The sequence below is a fragment of the Enterobacter cloacae complex sp. I2 genome, from assembly GCF_014896205.1.
Lineage (GTDB): Bacteria > Pseudomonadota > Gammaproteobacteria > Enterobacterales > Enterobacteriaceae > Enterobacter > Enterobacter quasihormaechei.
In genome coordinates this window covers 99261-114313 of sequence record NZ_JADBRA010000019.1, presented here as the reverse complement: position 1 = coordinate 114313, position 15053 = coordinate 99261, and the positions used below count along the sequence as shown (strand labels likewise).

Genomic DNA, 15053 nt, shown 5'->3' with positions numbered 1-15053 from the left:
ATAAGATGTTAAGTAAAACTTAAATAATTAAATCTGGAGGAGATAGGTTTAATTATAATAACGTCTAATAAGCAGACTAAACCTATATTTACTTGCGTGATGTATTTATTGAATTAATTATATATTAAATAACTATATGTAAATAAAAAAAGGGCGAATCGTGTCGCCCTCTTTTAAACGTGCTAAGCCGCCTGATTACGCCACTTTCACCGCATCTGCGATTCGATGCGCAAACTCGGTGACCTGCGCTTCATCCTCACCTTCCACCATTACGCGGATCAATGGTTCAGTACCTGACTTACGCAGCAGGACGCGACCGCGGTTGCCAAGCGCAGCTTCAACGTCTGCCATCACCGCTTTCACGTTATCATTTTCCAGCGGATCGCCTTTACCGGCAGTGAAACGCACGTTCACCAGGATCTGCGGGAACATTTTCATGCCGCTGCAAAGGTCGTGCAGGCTCATGTGGTTACGCGCCATCGCGGCAACAACCTGAAGCGCCGCCACAATACCGTCACCGGTGGTGGTTTTATCGAGCAGGATCACGTGGCCGGAGTTTTCCGCGCCAATACGCCAGCCTTTCTCCTGGAGTTTTTCCAGCACGTAGCGGTCGCCCACTTTCGCGCGCACAAACGGAATACCCAGCTGTTTCAGCGCCAGCTCCAGACCCATATTGCTCATCAGCGTGCCCACCGCACCGCCGCGCAATTGCCCCTGACGCAGGCCTTCACGGGCAATGATGTAGAGGATCTGATCGCCATCGACCTTGTTACCTTCGTGGTCAACCATGATCACGCGGTCGCCGTCGCCGTCCAGGGCGATACCCAGATCGGCTTTTTCAGCCAGCACGCGCGCCTGCAAGGCACGCACGTCTGTCGCCCCGACTTCTTCGTTGATGTTCAGGCCGTCCGGCTCGCAGCCGATGGTGATCACTTTCGCGCCCAGCTCGCGGAAAACATTCGGCGCAATGTGGTAAGTCGCACCGTTTGCACAGTCCACCACAATTTTGAGGTGTGCCAGACTCAGTTCATTCGGGAAAGTGCCTTTGCAGAATTCAATGTAGCGGCCTGCGGCATCGACGATACGGTTTGCTTTACCCAGCTCAGCGGAGTCGACGCAGGTGATCTCTTTTTCCATTTCCGCTTCAATCGCCTCTTCTACGTCATCCGGCAGCTTGGTGCCGTCGATGGAGAAGAATTTGATACCGTTGTCATAAAACGGGTTATGAGAAGCTGAAATGACGATACCCGCTTCCGCACGGAAGGTGCGGGTCAGATAGGCTACAGCAGGGGTCGGCATTGGACCCGTAAAGGAAGCTGAAAGCCCCGCCGCCGCCAGCCCGGCTTCCAGCGCGGACTCCAGCATATAACCCGAAATACGGGTGTCTTTCCCAATAATGATCTTACGGGATCCATGACGCGCCAGTACCTTACCCGCCGCCCAGCCCAGCTTCAGGACAAAGTCAGGGGTAATTGGCGCATCGCCTACGCGCCCACGGATGCCATCGGTACCAAAATATTTACGATTACTCATAGCGTTTGTTTTCCTTCGCTGCCAGTGTGGCTTCTACCACACGCATGGCTTCTACTGTTTCTTTTACGTCATGGACACGAATGATGTGTGCACCTTGCATCGCGGCAATCACCGCGCAGGCCAGACTGCCGCTCAGACGTTCGCTCGGCCCAACATTCAGTAACTGACCAATCATCGATTTTCTCGACATTCCCACCAGCAGTGGCAGGCCGAACTGATGAAATTCTGATAAACGCGCAAGCAACGCGTAATTGTGGGAGAGATTTTTACCGAAACCGAAGCCCGGGTCGAGCAGCAATTTCTCTTTTGCGATACCCGCACGTTCACAACGCTCGATATGCTCAATAAAGAAGCGGCTGACGTCAGCGAATACATCTTCATACCTTGGCGCCTCCTGCATTGTCTTCGGCTGGCCCTGCATATGCATCAGACACACCGGTAGCCCGGTTTCCGCCGCGGCTTCAATCGCGCCCGGCTCGGTCAGCGAGCGGATATCATTGATAATGTGAGCGCCCACTCTCGCCACTTCACGGATCACTTCGGGTTTAGAGGTATCCACGGAGATCCACACTTCAAAGCGCTGGGCGATAGCTTCCACCACCGGCACCACGCGCGCCAGCTCTTCTTCCACCGAAACGTCCGCCGCGCCAGGCCGCGTTGATTCCCCGCCAACGTCAATGATGGTGGCGCCCGCGTTGATCATTAAATTCGCGTGCTTAACCGCGTCGATGAGCGAGTTATGCGTGCCGCCGTCAGAGAAGGAATCAGGCGTGACGTTCAGGATCCCCATCACATGCGGATGTGAAAGGTCGAGATGCGAGTCCTGGGCGAAGAGTTTCATGGTGAATTCCCTGGAATTAATATGGTTAAACAGATAAGAAAAAACCCCGGAGCAAGCTCCAGGGTTTGAGGTACAGACAAACGCTTCAACAGCAGTGACTTACTTGTCGCCCAACTGCTCTGACATGGTGTTGCCCGGGTTTGGCGTACGCGGTTCATCGACCGGACGCGGCGCACGCGGGGTGCCATTGTTGTCAGAATTGTTAGACGCACCTGGGTCTTCCCAGCCTGCTGGCGGACGCACTTCGCGGCGAGCCATCAGGTCGTCAATCTGCGGAGCATCGATGGTCTCATATTTCATGAGCGCATCTTTCATCGAATGCAGAATGTCCATATTGTCGTTCAGGATCTGACGGGCGCGAGCGTAGTTACGTTCAATCAGCGCTTTCACTTCCTGGTCTATGATACGTGCCGTTTCATCGGACATATGTTTCGCTTTCGCCACAGAGCGGCCCAGGAACACTTCGCCCTCTTCCTCTGCATACAGCAGCGGACCGAGTTTGTCGGAGAAGCCCCACTGCGTCACCATGTTACGCGCCAGGTTTGTCGCCACTTTAATGTCGTTCGACGCACCGGTGGAAACATGTTCCGCACCGTAGATAATCTCTTCCGCCAGACGACCCCCGTACAGGGTTGAAATCTGGCTTTCCAGCTTCTGACGGCTGGCGCTGATCGCGTCGCCTTCAGGCAGGAAGAAGGTCACACCCAGTGCACGACCGCGCGGAATAATCGTTACCTTGTGTACCGGATCGTGTTCCGGCACCAGGCGGCCAATAATCGCGTGACCTGCTTCGTGGTACGCCGTGGACTCTTTCTGCGCTTCCGTCATCACCATGGAGCGACGTTCCGCCCCCATCATGATTTTGTCTTTCGCTTTCTCGAACTCCACCATGGACACCACGCGCTTGTTACCGCGAGCGGCGAACAGTGCAGCTTCGTTGACCAGGTTAGCCAGGTCTGCACCGGAGAAGCCTGGAGTACCGCGCGCAATGATGGCCGCGTCGATATCTGGCGCCAGCGGTACGCGACGCATGTGCACTTTCAGAATCTGTTCACGACCACGAACATCCGGCAGACCGACCACAACCTGACGGTCGAAACGGCCTGGACGCAGCAGCGCAGGGTCGAGGACGTCCGGACGGTTAGTTGCCGCGATAACGATAATACCTTCGTTACCTTCGAAGCCGTCCATCTCAACCAGCATCTGGTTCAGGGTCTGCTCACGCTCATCGTGACCACCACCCAGGCCTGCGCCACGCTGGCGGCCTACGGCGTCGATTTCATCGATGAAGATGATGCACGGTGCTGCTTTCTTGGCCTGCTCGAACATGTCACGCACACGAGATGCACCGACACCCACGAACATTTCAACGAAGTCAGAACCTGAAATAGTAAAGAACGGCACCTTCGCTTCGCCCGCAATGGCTTTCGCCAAAAGGGTTTTACCGGTACCCGGAGGGCCGACCATCAGGACGCCTTTCGGGATCTTACCGCCCAGTTTCTGGAAACGGCTCGGCTCGCGCAGGTATTCAACCAGTTCACCGACCTCTTCTTTCGCTTCGTCACAGCCTGCAACGTCAGCAAAGGTGGTCTTGATCTGGTCTTCCGTCAGCATACGCGCCTTGCTCTTACCGAACGACATGGCACCTTTGCCACCGCCGCCCTGCATCTGGCGCATAAAGAAGATCCAGACGCCAATAAGAAGCAGCATCGGGAACCAGGAAATGAAGATAGAAGCCAGCAGGCTTGGTTCTTCTGGCGGCTCGCCTACCACTTTGACGTTTTTGGTCAGAAGGTTATCAAGCAGCTTAGGATCGTTCACCGGGATGTAAGTCGTGTAACGGTTACTATCTTTCTTGGTAACGTTGATCTCACGTCCGTTGATACGCGCTTCGCGAACCTGGTCCTGATTGACCTCTTGCAGGAAGGTAGAATAATCCACCTTGCGGCCATTCGACTCGCTGGGCCCAAAGCTCTGGAATACTGACATCAGCACAACGGCAATGACCAGCCAGAGTATTAGGTTTTTCGCCATGTCACTCAAGGGATTAACCTCACATTACAACTGTGTTAAAAACAGCGTCAGGATACTCTATATCCAGTTTCATTCAAACTTTCGTCTGAAATCTCCCGGTTATCATTTTCGCCCGGTCGCTACAATATACACTTCACGGGAACGGGCCCGGGAAGAGTCCGGCTTACGAACTTTGACCTTCGCAAACAGGGAGCGAATTTCCTTAAGATACTCCTCGAAACCTTCGCCCTGAAACACCTTCACAACAAAACTACCACCAGGCGCTAGTACATCACGACACATTTCTAACGCTAGTTCCACCAGATACATGGCGCGGGGGATATCCACCGCCGGTGTTCCGCACATATTTGGTGCCATATCCGACATGACAACCTGGACCTTGCTGTCACCAACACGATCAAGTAATGCTTTAAGCACTAATTCATCACGAAAGTCGCCCTGAAGGAAGTCGACACCAACGATGGGATCCATTGGTAAAAGATCGCATGCGATGATTCGTCCCGTTCCGCCGATCTGCGTAACCGCATACTGGGACCATCCGCCAGGTGCCGCACCGAGGTCGACTACCGTCATTCCCGGTTTAAAAAGTTTGTCACTTTGCTGTATTTCATCAAGTTTAAACCAGGCGCGGGAACGCAACCCCTTTTTCTGCGCCTGTTGAACATATTTATCGCTAAAGTGTTCCTGAAGCCAGCGGCTGGAGCTGGCAGAACGCTTTTTACCTGTCATTTAACATTTCCGTCCTGGTTCATCGTTGCTTGCCTATGACGTAAATTTCTACGCAGCTATTTGGCGATATTAGGGAGATGGCGGTAGAATGAACCGTTTTCAATCCCAACGTAAGCAAAAATATACGATGAATCTGAGTACTAAACAAAAACAGCACCTTAAAGGTCTGGCACATCCGCTCAAGCCTGTAGTTATGCTTGGCAACAATGGTTTGACCGAAGGGGTGCTTGCCGAGATTGAACAAGCGCTGGAACACCACGAGCTGATCAAGGTGAAAATCGCCTCTGAAGACAGAGACACTAAAAACCTGATCGTGGAAGCCATCGTGCGCGAAACCGGCGCCTGTAATGTACAGGTCATCGGTAAAACGCTGGTGCTCTATCGCCCATCTAAAGAGCGTAAAATCTCGCTGCCACGTTAAGGATATCCTGAATCAATCACATTTTCTGTGTGAAACGAGGGATTTCTTTCAGCAGGCGAGCAAAATGCCATGCTCCTTGAGTTGATAAAAGGCCGCTATGCGGCCTTTTTCTTTTCTTTACAATGTATCAACATCTTAGAAGAGAAGCGAATTACAGGTATTCAACCTTAATAATTTCGTATTCCACTTCGCCGCCCGGGGTGCGGATCGTCACAACATCGTCCTGCTCTTTGCCAATCAGGCCGCGAGCAATCGGGGAGTTCACCGAAATCAGGTTCTGTTTGAAGTCCGCTTCGTCATCACCCACGATGCGGTAGGTTTGCTCTTCATCGTTGTCCAGATTCAGGACGGTGACGGTAGAGCCGAAGATCACGCGACCGTTGTTGGGCATTTTAGTGATATCGATAACCTGCGCGTTGGACAGTTTCGCTTCGATATCTTTGATGCGCCCCTCGCAGAAGCCCTGCTGCTCACGCGCCGCGTGGTATTCAGCATTCTCTTTCAGGTCGCCATGCTCACGCGCATCCGCGATAGCGGCGATGATTTCAGGGCGACGTACGGATTTCAAAAAATCCAGCTCTTCGCGCAGTTTTTCGGCACCACGTAAGGTCATCGGAATAGCTTGCATTTGTTATACCTCTTAAACATTCCTGTTGGGAGCAGTGTTCCCTGCTCCAGCCCACCTGAACAGGCCAGAAGCAAAAGAAAACCGACCCGGGAGCAACGCCCCAGGTCAGCAGCAATTTTTCAATTTGATACGCATTTTACCGCGAAGTTCACTATGGGTCATCGTTTACTTTACAGTGCCATGCACCGTAGTATGACGGTTTGTTTTCGGGTTGTTAGCGCGAGATTATGCGATTTTCCAGTTTTATCATCGGATTGACCACCAGTATAACGTTCACCGTTCAGGCCGCGAATGTTGATGAGTACATTAATCAGCTGCCCGCCGGCGCGAACCTTGCCCTGATGGTGCAAAAGGTTGGCGCTCAGGCTCCCGAGATTGACTATCACAGTCAACAGATGGCGCTGCCTGCGAGTACCCAGAAGGTGATCACTGCCCTCGCCGCCCTGCTCCAGCTCGGGCCTGACTTCCGTTTTACCACCACCCTTGAAACCAAAGGTAACGTCTCGGGTGGCGAACTAAAAGGCGATCTTATCGCCCGTTTTGGTGGCGATCCCACCTTTAAGCGCCAGGATGTCCGCAACATGGTGGCGGTACTGAAAAAATCCGGCGTGACAAAAATCGACGGTAACGTCCTGATCGATACCTCCATTTTCTCCAGCCACGATAAAGCGCCCGGCTGGCCGTGGAATGACATGACGCAGTGCTTCAGCGCCCCGCCTGCCGCCGCAATCGTCGACCGTAACTGCTTCTCCGTTTCGCTTTACAGCGCGCCTAAGCCCAATGACTTAGCGTTTATCCGCGTTGCCTCTTACTACCCGGTCACGATGTTCAGCCAGGTACGGACGCTGGCGAAAGGCTCCCCGGAGGCGCAGTATTGCGAGCTGGACGTGGTACCGGGCGATCTCAACCGCTATACGCTCACCGGCTGCCTGACCCAGCGGGCTGACCCGCTGCCGCTGGCCTTCGCCATTCAGGACGGTGCGGGCTATGCCGGGGCCATTTTCAAAGACGAACTGAAGCAGGCGGGTATCACCTACACCGGAACGCTGCTGCGCCAGACGCAGGTGAATGAGCCAGGCACGGTGATCGCCAGCAAACAGTCTGCGCCACTGCATGATTTGCTTAAGATTATGCTGAAAAAGTCGGATAACATGATTGCCGACACGGTGTTCCGCATGATCGGGCACGCGCGCTTTGGCGTGCCGGGCACCTGGCGGGCCGGTTCTGACGCCGTACGTCAGATCCTGCGCCAGCAGGCGGGTATCGATCTGGGCAATACGATCGCCGTCGATGGTTCCGGTTTATCGCGCCATAACCTGATCTCGCCGGCCACCATGATGCAGGTATTGCAGTACATCGCTCAGCATGACGCTGAGCTAAACTTTATCACGATGCTGCCGCTGGCCGGACACGACGGTTCACTTCAGTACCGCGCGGGGCTTCACGCTGCGGGCGTGGACGGCAAAGTGTCAGCCAAAACGGGTTCCTTGCAGGGTGTTTACAACCTTGCCGGTTTCATCACGACAGCCAGCGGGCAACGCATGGCATTTGTGCAGTATCTCTCCGGGTATGCCGTCGAACCGGCCGACCAGCGCAATCGTCGTATTCCACTGGTGCGTTTCGAAAGCCGGCTCTACAAAGACATCTATCAAAACAACTGATGTTCACGGTGGCCTGCTGCCAGGCAGGCCACCACCTCGCACTATTTCTTGTTGGTCTGAATCACAGGCACGACTTTCACCTCAATGAGACCGATACCTATCTTTCTGGCCGGGGAGGTGTACATTTGTCCCAATACGCTGCCTTCACGGCTGAGCGTCGGCTCAGGCGGAGTAATCATAATTAAACGCGAGTATGAATCCCCTTTAAAGCGAAGCGTAACGCGGGTCGGCTTTTCACCGAAGCGCGCATACTGCGTCTGCTCGCCGATCTTCACCGCTATCGGTGCATCAATATTTTTGCCATACGCTTTTGCTTCAATCTCAACGTCAAATTCGGGCACAAACGGGGCTTTATACAGCAACAATATCGACGGCGACGTCAGTGCATCTGACCATCGTCCCCAGGGCTCCTGTCGTCCTAGCCCCATCACGTTTTCGATGAAAAGAGGTAGCCCGTCGAGGTTGAACTTGAAGGTATCTGAAACATAACGGATCTCATCGGGATTCATCTTCAGCAGCCCTTGCTCACGCTGATACGTCGCTGAATTCGTGGGACCATCATCAATGCTAACGTTGCCCTCGTATTGTTCATCCATTACCTCCTCGACTGTCACCTTTCCCCCGGCTTTGCCTTGTGTGACGCACCATTTTTCAGAAAGCGAAAGGTCGTTACGCCACAGCGTTGCGGGGCGAAAACATTTATCGACCCACAGGAAACGTTCGCCTTCGGGTAAAAATGCCAGGGATTGTCTTAGCGATAGAGTTCTGCTGCTATCGTCAATAACCGGTAATACCTCATTCGGTTTTATATCAATCAAAATCGGCAAACTATAGGTGTGACCGCTAAATGAAATCTCATTCTTACTCGTATCCAGCGTAAAACGATCGATGCGATCCGGGATCCCCCACAGGCCTCGAATGCTGTCCCCCCAGGCATAAAGTTTATTCTTAAATTCCGGTATAGTTTCGGTGAGCGATTTTTCACTGGCGGAGCTTCGTCCTAGCCCTATTTTCGTTCCACCACCGAGCAGGTCCAGGACTGTCGCGCCATTATCAAGCGTGCTCCTTGGCTGCGACTTAATTTCGGCTTTTATCTTTGGTCCAAGCACAAAAAACAGATCCCGGCGTTCAAGCTTATTAAGATAGTCCACGGAAACCGCTGTGCTGGGCATTGCCAGGTGATCTGACGAAAGCACAACGATCGTATTGCTGGCCCATGGCGAAGACTGGATCCGCTGTACAAAGCGTGCAATATTTTCCTGACTACACAATACGGCACTTAGCGCATCAACCTTATGGCCTTCGATGGAATAACTGTTCTGACGACATCCTGGAGAAATGTAGCCCCTTGGAGGATGCGTATCGACCGTGAGTGCAAAAAGCGCAAAACGCTGCCCCGAGGAGGACAGTTCACTGAACTTTTCCCAGGCTTTATCCATAACAACACTGTCATACAGGCCCCAGTTATTCTGCACATCAAAATTATCCTTCAGCCCCGATTCGGTTAACCCCCAGGCATGCTTAATGCCATGCACTTTAAAGAAGGCATCTTTATCCGCGAAGTGAAGGTTGGCCCCCTGGTAGAAATAGGTTTCATATCCTGACTCGCTGAGTATATCACCCAGACATTTGCTCTCAGGATAAAAGCTCGTCACCGTATTCTGGCCATTAAACGCAGTGGGCTTAAAGAGTGGTAATCCGCACTGCGAGGCTACAATCCCCGCAATGGTGAAATCGGTGGCGGGCATTTGAAAAGTATTAGAAAAGTCCAAGCTCATGGACCTATGTTTATCCAAATCAGGAAGCAGATTGGGAAAAACATGTTGATCAAAATAGGTCCGCTCCAGACTTTCGCCATAGATATAGACTAAATTATATTTTGGATTTTCAATAATGCCGGGTTGATTAAAATAGTACTGATTAAAGTCCGAACCATCTATTTTCGTCGTCATGAGCGTATTACCGCTAAGCTGAGAGAACGCCGGTGAGATAAACAGCGCGAGGGCGCTACAGCAAACAGAAAATAACGTAAATATCCAGCTTTGCTTACCGTCTGATTGACCACGAAAGAGAATACGATGGATGATAACAATAATCACTGCACATAAGACTAATGCAAATAAAGATGGCCAGATGTAATCACTTATTTCACCGCCTTCCATCGTTGTCGTTAGCGTGTAAAGCACAGATTCATTAACACCATCGCCGGTAAAATACTGGCAGACAACCCAAAAGCCATCCAGAAACACCGAACCGACGGTCATAACGAATATGAACAGGGACAGATAAGCGTTTTGATAAGATTTAAACCGATACAACGCTGTTGCAAAAACCATGCAACTCACTGAAAAGATTAATAAATAGAGTGAATCCATTCTCTTACTCGTTGATTGTAAGACGTCAGTGGCAGAGACGTGATGAGTACAAGAGCAGCATTATAACTTTTGCTATAAGTTCTCCCTATTTAATAAAATTTAATTAGGAATATATTAAGGATTACAAACCGCAGAGGATAAGGGTGTACGCCTGAACCTTGCTTTCTGCCATAATCATTTCAGTAAAAGGACACGGGCTCGGAAGAACAGAGATGAAACTCCTTATCGTTGAAGACGATTTGTTATTACAGGAAGGGCTTGCGCTCGCGATGGCTAATGAAGGCTATGCGCTTGACCGTGCCGCCACGGCCGCTGAAGCAGATGCCCTGATCCAGAGCGGAGAATACAGCCTGGTGATCCTGGATTTAGGCCTGCCAGATAAAGACGGCGCGACGCTGCTCTGCCAGTGGCGTCGTCGCGGAGTGGAAAATCCCGTATTGATTCTTACCGCCCGCGATGCCATTGAAGACAGAATTAACGGGCTGGATTCCGGGGCTGACGATTATCTGGTAAAACCCTTCGCCCTTGCCGAGCTACAGGCGCGCGTACGGGCACTGATTCGGCGCTATCAGGGCCACAGCGACAACCTGCTGACGGACGGAGATATCACCCTTAATCTGCAAACCCAGCAGGTGCTTCGCCAGTCTCAGCCTGTGGAAGTGACGCCAAAAGAGTTCGCTCTGCTGACGCGCCTGATCATGCGCAGCGGGCAGACCGTGCACCGTGAGACGCTGCAACAGGACATCTACTCCTGGCAGGACGATCCGGGTTCAAACACGCTTGAAGTGCACATTCATAATCTGCGGCGCAAGCTCGGTAAAGATCGTATCAAAACCGTACGCGGCGTGGGTTACCGTCTGGAGAGCCAGAAATGAACAGTATGCGCCGGCGATTAATGGTGTTGCTGGCGGTGATACTGCTCTTTTTTCAACTGATTAGCGTGGTCTGGCTATGGCATGAGAGCCGCGAGCAAATCGGTTTTCTGGTGAACGAAACGTTGTCTGCAAAAGCGCGCAACAACCATGTTGAAAAAGAGATCCGCGAAGCCATTGCCTCCCTGCTGGTTCCTTCTCTGGTGATGGTCGGATTTACCCTGTTTTTCTCATTCTGGGCAGTCACCTGGATCACCCGGCCACTCAACCAACTTCGCGCCAGCCTTGCGAACCGCTCGGCGGATAATCTGACTCCCCTGCCGATGTATTCGGATATGGAAGAGATAGGCGCAGTAACTGCGTCGCTGAACCAACTGCTCGCCCGGCTGGACCACACTATCCAGCAGGAACGCCTGTTCACCGCCGATGCGGCGCACGAGTTACGAACGCCGCTTGCGGGGATCAGGCTTCATCTGGAGCTGATGGCCCAGTCCGGTTCTCCGCAGGCCACGCCACTCATAAGCCGTATCGACCAGCTGATGCATACGGTAGAACAGCTGCTGATGCTGGCGCGTGCCGGCCAGGCGATGGCCAGCGGCCATTACGATACCGTGAACTGGACAGAAACTATCATTGCCCCGCTGAGACTGGAGCATGAAGCTAAAGAGCATACGGTGATATGGCCTGCTGAAAGCACGCTGACGGTGCAGGGAGATGCCGTTCTGTTACGTCTGATGTTAAGGAACCTTCTGGAGAATGCCACCCGCTACAGCCCGGCAGGCACAACCATTGAAGTGGCATTAACGGCGATGGAAGGCGGTACCCGGGTCAGCGTTACCGATCAGGGGCCGGGTATTGATGAGGCGCACCGACAGTCGATTACTGAACCTTTCCGGCGTCTCGACCAGCGCTACGGCGGCAGCGGCCTAGGGCTGAGCATTGTACAGCGTATCGTGCAGCTCCATCATGGTCATTTAACGCTGGAGAACGGTGCTGAGGGCGGCTTAATCGCCAGCTGCTGGCTACCCGCGAAGATAGGATAAAAAAAGCCCCGTCAGGGGCTTTATGCAGGGCTTAGTGCTTGTAAATGAATTCGACGCCTTCTTCGTCGTCTTCATCCCAGTCATCGTCCCAGTCTTCATCATCTTCTTCCGCTTCCAGCTCTTCGAGCTGCTGGCGGTGGTAGTCATCCCACATGAATTCGACTTTTTCAGGCTGTTTCGCTTCTTCTGCCTGAACAATCGGATTCTCGATGATAAAGGTCATTACATCCCAGCAGAGTTCTTTCACGCCAACCTGGCTGGCGGCAGAGATCAGATAGTACTTATCTTCCCAGCCCATCGCTTCGGCAATCGCTTTTGCCTTCGCTTCAGCTTCCGCTTTGTCCATCAGGTCGATCTTGTTGAACACCAGCCAGCGTGGTTTTTCCGCCAGTTTTTCACTGTATTTTTCCAGCTCGCCGATAATGATACGGGCGTTTTCAACCGGATCGGAACCGTCGATCGGATCGATGTCGATGAGATGCAACAGTACGCGGCAACGCTCAAGGTGCTTCAGGAAGCGAATACCCAGACCGGCGCCTTCTGCCGCCCCTTCAATCAGACCCGGAATGTCAGCTACCACGAAGCTCTTTTCGTTATCCATACGAACAACGCCCAGGCTCGGCACCAGCGTAGTAAACGGATAGTCCGCCACTTTTGGTTTCGCCGCAGACACTGCACGAATAAACGTTGATTTACCGGCGTTTGGCATACCCAGCATACCTACGTCTGCCAACAGCATCAGTTCAAGTTGCAGGTCGCGCTTATCGCCCGGGGTACCCATCGTTTTCTGACGCGGGGTACGGTTAACGGACGATTTGAAACGGCTGTTACCCAGACCGTGCCAGCCGCCTTTCGCCACCATCAGGCGCTGACCGTGTTTGGTCATATCACCCATGGTTTCGCCCGTGCCCTGATCGATGACACGCGTACCCACCGGCACTTTGATCGTCACGTCTTTACCGCGTTTACCGGTACAGTCGCGGCTCTGGCCGTTCTGGCCACGCTCGGCGCGGAAAGATTTTTCGAAACGGTAGTCGATCAGCGTGTTGAGGTTTTCATCCGCCTCCAGCCACACGTCACCGCCGTCACCGCCGTCACCGCCGTCAGGACCGCCACGAGGAATATATTTTTCACGGCGGAAGCTTACACAACCGTTACCGCCATCACCTGCCACGACCAGAATCGTCGCTTCATCAACAAACTTCATTTTACTCTCCGTAACTCATTCGCCTGAGCGGGGGACTATTACAACCGCTTCATTTTTGCGCCAACGTCCCCAGAGACGATGACCAATGGCGGAATACATCGCGCCCGCAACCACGACAAACGCACCGAGATAACCCAACAGGTTGAGCATCGGCTTGACGAAGACATCGGGCCAGGCCATTGATAACAAATCTGAAAATAACAGCGTAAACAGCGGGGTAAGCGTGATTAGGGCGCTCACCTGTGCTGCCTGCCAGCGCGCCATGGCTTCCGCCAACGCGCCATAACCAACCAGCGTATTCAGCCCACAAAAAATGAGGCACGCCAGTTGCCAGTCGCTGAGCTGGGTAATCACACCCGGCTTCGCTAACGGCAATAATGCCAGTGTACACAAAGTGTACAGCAAAAAGAGGATCTGCTGTGAGGCAAGACGGCGCAATAACACCTTTTGCGCGACGCCATAACTCACCCAGACCGTTGCTGCACCCACCCCGAAAATGACACCCCAGGTGTAATCCGTCAGGCGGGTAAAAATCTCGATCAGGCTGGTGTTAAAGAACATCACCAGACCGCAAAGCAGCATGCTTGCCCCGATGATCTGCGTGCCGCGCATCTTCTCCTTGAGGATAAAGACGCTGGCGACCATCATGCCGACCGGTGAAAGTTGCCCAATCACCTGCGACGCTGTAGGGCTAAGATATTGCAGGGAGGAGCTGAACAGAATGAAGTTCCCGAACAGACCGCCCGTCGCGATAGCCAGTAATACCAGCCAGCGAGGTTTTCGGAAGATGCGCAGCGGTGGCAGCTTACTTTTGACGGCCAGAATGACGCCCAGGCCAATGCTTGCCATCAGGAAGCGATAAAACACCACCGTAGGCGGTTCCATCACTTCCAGTACCTGCTTCATTGCAATTGGCAGCGCACCCCAGCACATTGCGGTAGTGAGCGCCAAAAGAATACCAATGCCGGCCTGCTGCTTCATGCCCGTTTTCCCTACAGAAAATTTTCCGGGTTTCCAATGTAAAAAGCCCCGCAACACGTTGCGGGGCTTTAATCCGTTACCGGACCGAGAAAACCTTACTCAGCAACGATGCTGATGTATTTACGGTTGTTCGGGCCTTTAACTTCAAATTTCACTTTACCGTCTGCTTTAGCAAACAGAGTGTGGTCACGACCGCAACCTACGTTGGTACCCGCGTGGAACTTGGTGCCACGCTGACGAACGATGATGCTACCCGCCAGAACGGATTCGCCACCGAAACGCTTAACGCCCAGGCGTTTAGCTTCTGAATCGCGACCGTTACGTGTGGAGCCGCCAGCCTTTTTATGTGCCATTTAAATCTCTCCTCAGGTCTTAGGCGCTGATGCCAGTAATTTTCACATCAGTGAACCACTGACGGTGGCCCTGCTGCTTACGATAGTGTTTACGACGACGAAACTTAACGATTTTAACTTTCTCGCCACGACCGTGAGCAACAACTTCAGCTTTGATAACGCCGCCATCAACGAAAGGAACGCCGATTTTGACTTCTTCACCGTTTGCGATCATCAGAACTTCTGCGAACTCAACAGATTCGCCAGTTGCGATGTCCAGCTTTTCCAGGCGAACGGTCTGACCTTCGCTTACTCGGTGTTGTTTACCACCACTTTGGAAAACCGCGTACATATAAACTCCGCTTCCGCGCACATCCTCGTATGATTCAGAGTGCG

The 15053-nt window shown here is 52.8% G+C and carries 14 protein-coding genes; 4 read left to right on the top strand and 10 right to left on the bottom strand.

Going from position 1 to position 15053, the window contains the following annotated elements; all coding sequences use genetic code 11:
- Positions 1 to 195: 195 nt before the first annotated feature.
- The 4 genes from glmM to rlmE all read right to left on the bottom strand — a co-directional run bounded on the left by glmM (position 196) and on the right by rlmE (position 5137).
- Positions 196 to 1533, bottom strand: coding sequence for a phosphoglucosamine mutase (gene glmM / locus IM300_RS17085; RefSeq protein ID WP_193037534.1), 1338 nt, complete (start codon positions 1531 to 1533; stop codon positions 196 to 198).
- Positions 1526 to 2374 (bottom strand): dihydropteroate synthase, encoded by an 849-nt coding sequence (gene folP / locus IM300_RS17080; protein ID WP_193037532.1) that lies wholly within the window; start codon positions 2372 to 2374, stop codon positions 1526 to 1528. The genes glmM and folP overlap by 8 nt, the downstream gene beginning before the upstream one ends.
- 99 nt (positions 2375 to 2473) lie before the next feature.
- Positions 2474 to 4408 (bottom strand): ATP-dependent zinc metalloprotease FtsH, encoded by a 1935-nt coding sequence (ftsH, locus tag IM300_RS17075; protein WP_003861810.1) that lies wholly within the window; start codon positions 4406 to 4408, stop codon positions 2474 to 2476.
- A gap of 102 nt (positions 4409 to 4510) precedes the next feature.
- On the bottom strand, positions 4511 to 5137 hold the full coding sequence (gene rlmE, locus IM300_RS17070) for a 23S rRNA (uridine(2552)-2'-O)-methyltransferase RlmE (RefSeq protein ID WP_003861812.1): 627 nt from the start codon (positions 5135 to 5137) through the stop codon (positions 4511 to 4513).
- Between the two features lie 127 nt (positions 5138 to 5264).
- On the opposite strand from rlmE, the gene yhbY reads away from it, so the two are divergent.
- Positions 5265 to 5558: a ribosome assembly RNA-binding protein YhbY gene (yhbY, locus tag IM300_RS17065; RefSeq protein WP_003861814.1), complete on the top strand. Its 294-nt coding sequence runs from the start codon at positions 5265 to 5267 to the stop codon at positions 5556 to 5558.
- A gap of 151 nt (positions 5559 to 5709) precedes the next feature.
- Here the strand turns inward: yhbY and greA are convergent, their stop codons facing one another.
- Complete coding sequence (greA, locus tag IM300_RS17060; protein WP_014171793.1) at positions 5710 to 6186, bottom strand: transcription elongation factor GreA; 477 nt, start codon at positions 6184 to 6186, stop codon at positions 5710 to 5712.
- Positions 6187 to 6413: 227 nt separating this feature from the next.
- Between greA and dacB the strand changes: the two genes are divergently transcribed.
- Positions 6414 to 7847, top strand: a complete 1434-nt coding sequence (gene dacB / locus IM300_RS17055; RefSeq protein ID WP_193037530.1) for a serine-type D-Ala-D-Ala carboxypeptidase — start codon at positions 6414 to 6416, stop codon at positions 7845 to 7847.
- 41 nt (positions 7848 to 7888) lie between these two features.
- On the opposite strand, the gene opgB is transcribed toward dacB, so the two are convergent.
- Positions 7889 to 10222: a phosphatidylglycerol--membrane-oligosaccharide glycerophosphotransferase gene (gene opgB, locus IM300_RS17050; RefSeq protein WP_193037528.1), complete on the bottom strand. Its 2334-nt coding sequence runs from the start codon at positions 10220 to 10222 to the stop codon at positions 7889 to 7891.
- A 212-nt stretch (positions 10223 to 10434) separates the two neighbouring features.
- Between opgB and pmrA the strand changes: the two genes are divergently transcribed.
- A complete protein-coding gene (pmrA, locus tag IM300_RS17045; RefSeq protein ID WP_193037526.1) occupies positions 10435 to 11097 on the top strand; it encodes a two-component system response regulator PmrA in 663 nt (220 codons plus the stop codon).
- On the top strand, positions 11094 to 12137 hold the full coding sequence (pmrB, locus tag IM300_RS17040; protein ID WP_193037524.1) for a two-component system sensor histidine kinase PmrB: 1044 nt from the start codon (positions 11094 to 11096) through the stop codon (positions 12135 to 12137). The genes pmrA and pmrB overlap by 4 nt, the downstream gene beginning before the upstream one ends.
- Before the next feature lie 31 nt (positions 12138 to 12168).
- Here the strand turns inward: pmrB and cgtA are convergent, their stop codons facing one another.
- From cgtA to rplU, 4 genes are all read right to left on the bottom strand, one after another.
- A complete protein-coding gene (gene cgtA, locus IM300_RS17035) occupies positions 12169 to 13344 on the bottom strand; it encodes an Obg family GTPase CgtA (RefSeq protein ID WP_107533974.1) in 1176 nt (391 codons plus the stop codon).
- 15 nt (positions 13345 to 13359) lie between these two features.
- Positions 13360 to 14325: a DMT family transporter gene (locus IM300_RS17030; RefSeq protein ID WP_193037522.1), complete on the bottom strand. Its 966-nt coding sequence runs from the start codon at positions 14323 to 14325 to the stop codon at positions 13360 to 13362.
- Positions 14326 to 14420: 95 nt separating this feature from the next.
- Positions 14421 to 14678: a 50S ribosomal protein L27 gene (gene rpmA, locus IM300_RS17025; RefSeq protein WP_003861831.1), complete on the bottom strand. Its 258-nt coding sequence runs from the start codon at positions 14676 to 14678 to the stop codon at positions 14421 to 14423.
- Between the two features lie 19 nt (positions 14679 to 14697).
- A complete protein-coding gene (gene rplU, locus IM300_RS17020) occupies positions 14698 to 15009 on the bottom strand; it encodes a 50S ribosomal protein L21 (protein WP_003025032.1) in 312 nt (103 codons plus the stop codon).
- Positions 15010 to 15053 lie beyond the last annotated feature (44 nt).

Bases quoted from the DNA above. Each gene is read 5' to 3' on its own strand.
- glmM (WP_193037534.1), bottom strand. From the start codon at position 1,533: ATGAGTAATCGTAAATATTTTGGTACCGATGGCATCCGTGGGCGCGTA.
- yhbY (WP_003861814.1), top strand. From the start codon at position 5,265: ATGAATCTGAGTACTAAACAAAAACAGCACCTTAAAGGTCTGGCACAT.
- dacB (WP_193037530.1), top strand. From the start codon at position 6,414: ATGCGATTTTCCAGTTTTATCATCGGATTGACCACCAGTATAACGTTC.
- folP (WP_193037532.1), bottom strand. From the start codon at position 2,374: ATGAAACTCTTCGCCCAGGACTCGCATCTCGACCTTTCACATCCGCAT.
- opgB (WP_193037528.1), bottom strand. From the start codon at position 10,222: ATGGATTCACTCTATTTATTAATCTTTTCAGTGAGTTGCATGGTTTTT.
- cgtA (WP_107533974.1), bottom strand. From the start codon at position 13,344: ATGAAGTTTGTTGATGAAGCGACGATTCTGGTCGTGGCAGGTGATGGC.
- IM300_RS17030 (WP_193037522.1), bottom strand. From the start codon at position 14,325: ATGAAGCAGCAGGCCGGCATTGGTATTCTTTTGGCGCTCACTACCGCA.
- pmrB (WP_193037524.1), top strand. From the start codon at position 11,094: ATGAACAGTATGCGCCGGCGATTAATGGTGTTGCTGGCGGTGATACTG.
- rpmA (WP_003861831.1), bottom strand. From the start codon at position 14,678: ATGGCACATAAAAAGGCTGGCGGCTCCACACGTAACGGTCGCGATTCA.
- ftsH (WP_003861810.1), bottom strand. From the start codon at position 4,408: ATGGCGAAAAACCTAATACTCTGGCTGGTCATTGCCGTTGTGCTGATG.
- pmrA (WP_193037526.1), top strand. From the start codon at position 10,435: ATGAAACTCCTTATCGTTGAAGACGATTTGTTATTACAGGAAGGGCTT.
- greA (WP_014171793.1), bottom strand. From the start codon at position 6,186: ATGCAAGCTATTCCGATGACCTTACGTGGTGCCGAAAAACTGCGCGAA.
- rplU (WP_003025032.1), bottom strand. From the start codon at position 15,009: ATGTACGCGGTTTTCCAAAGTGGTGGTAAACAACACCGAGTAAGCGAA.
- rlmE (WP_003861812.1), bottom strand. From the start codon at position 5,137: ATGACAGGTAAAAAGCGTTCTGCCAGCTCCAGCCGCTGGCTTCAGGAA.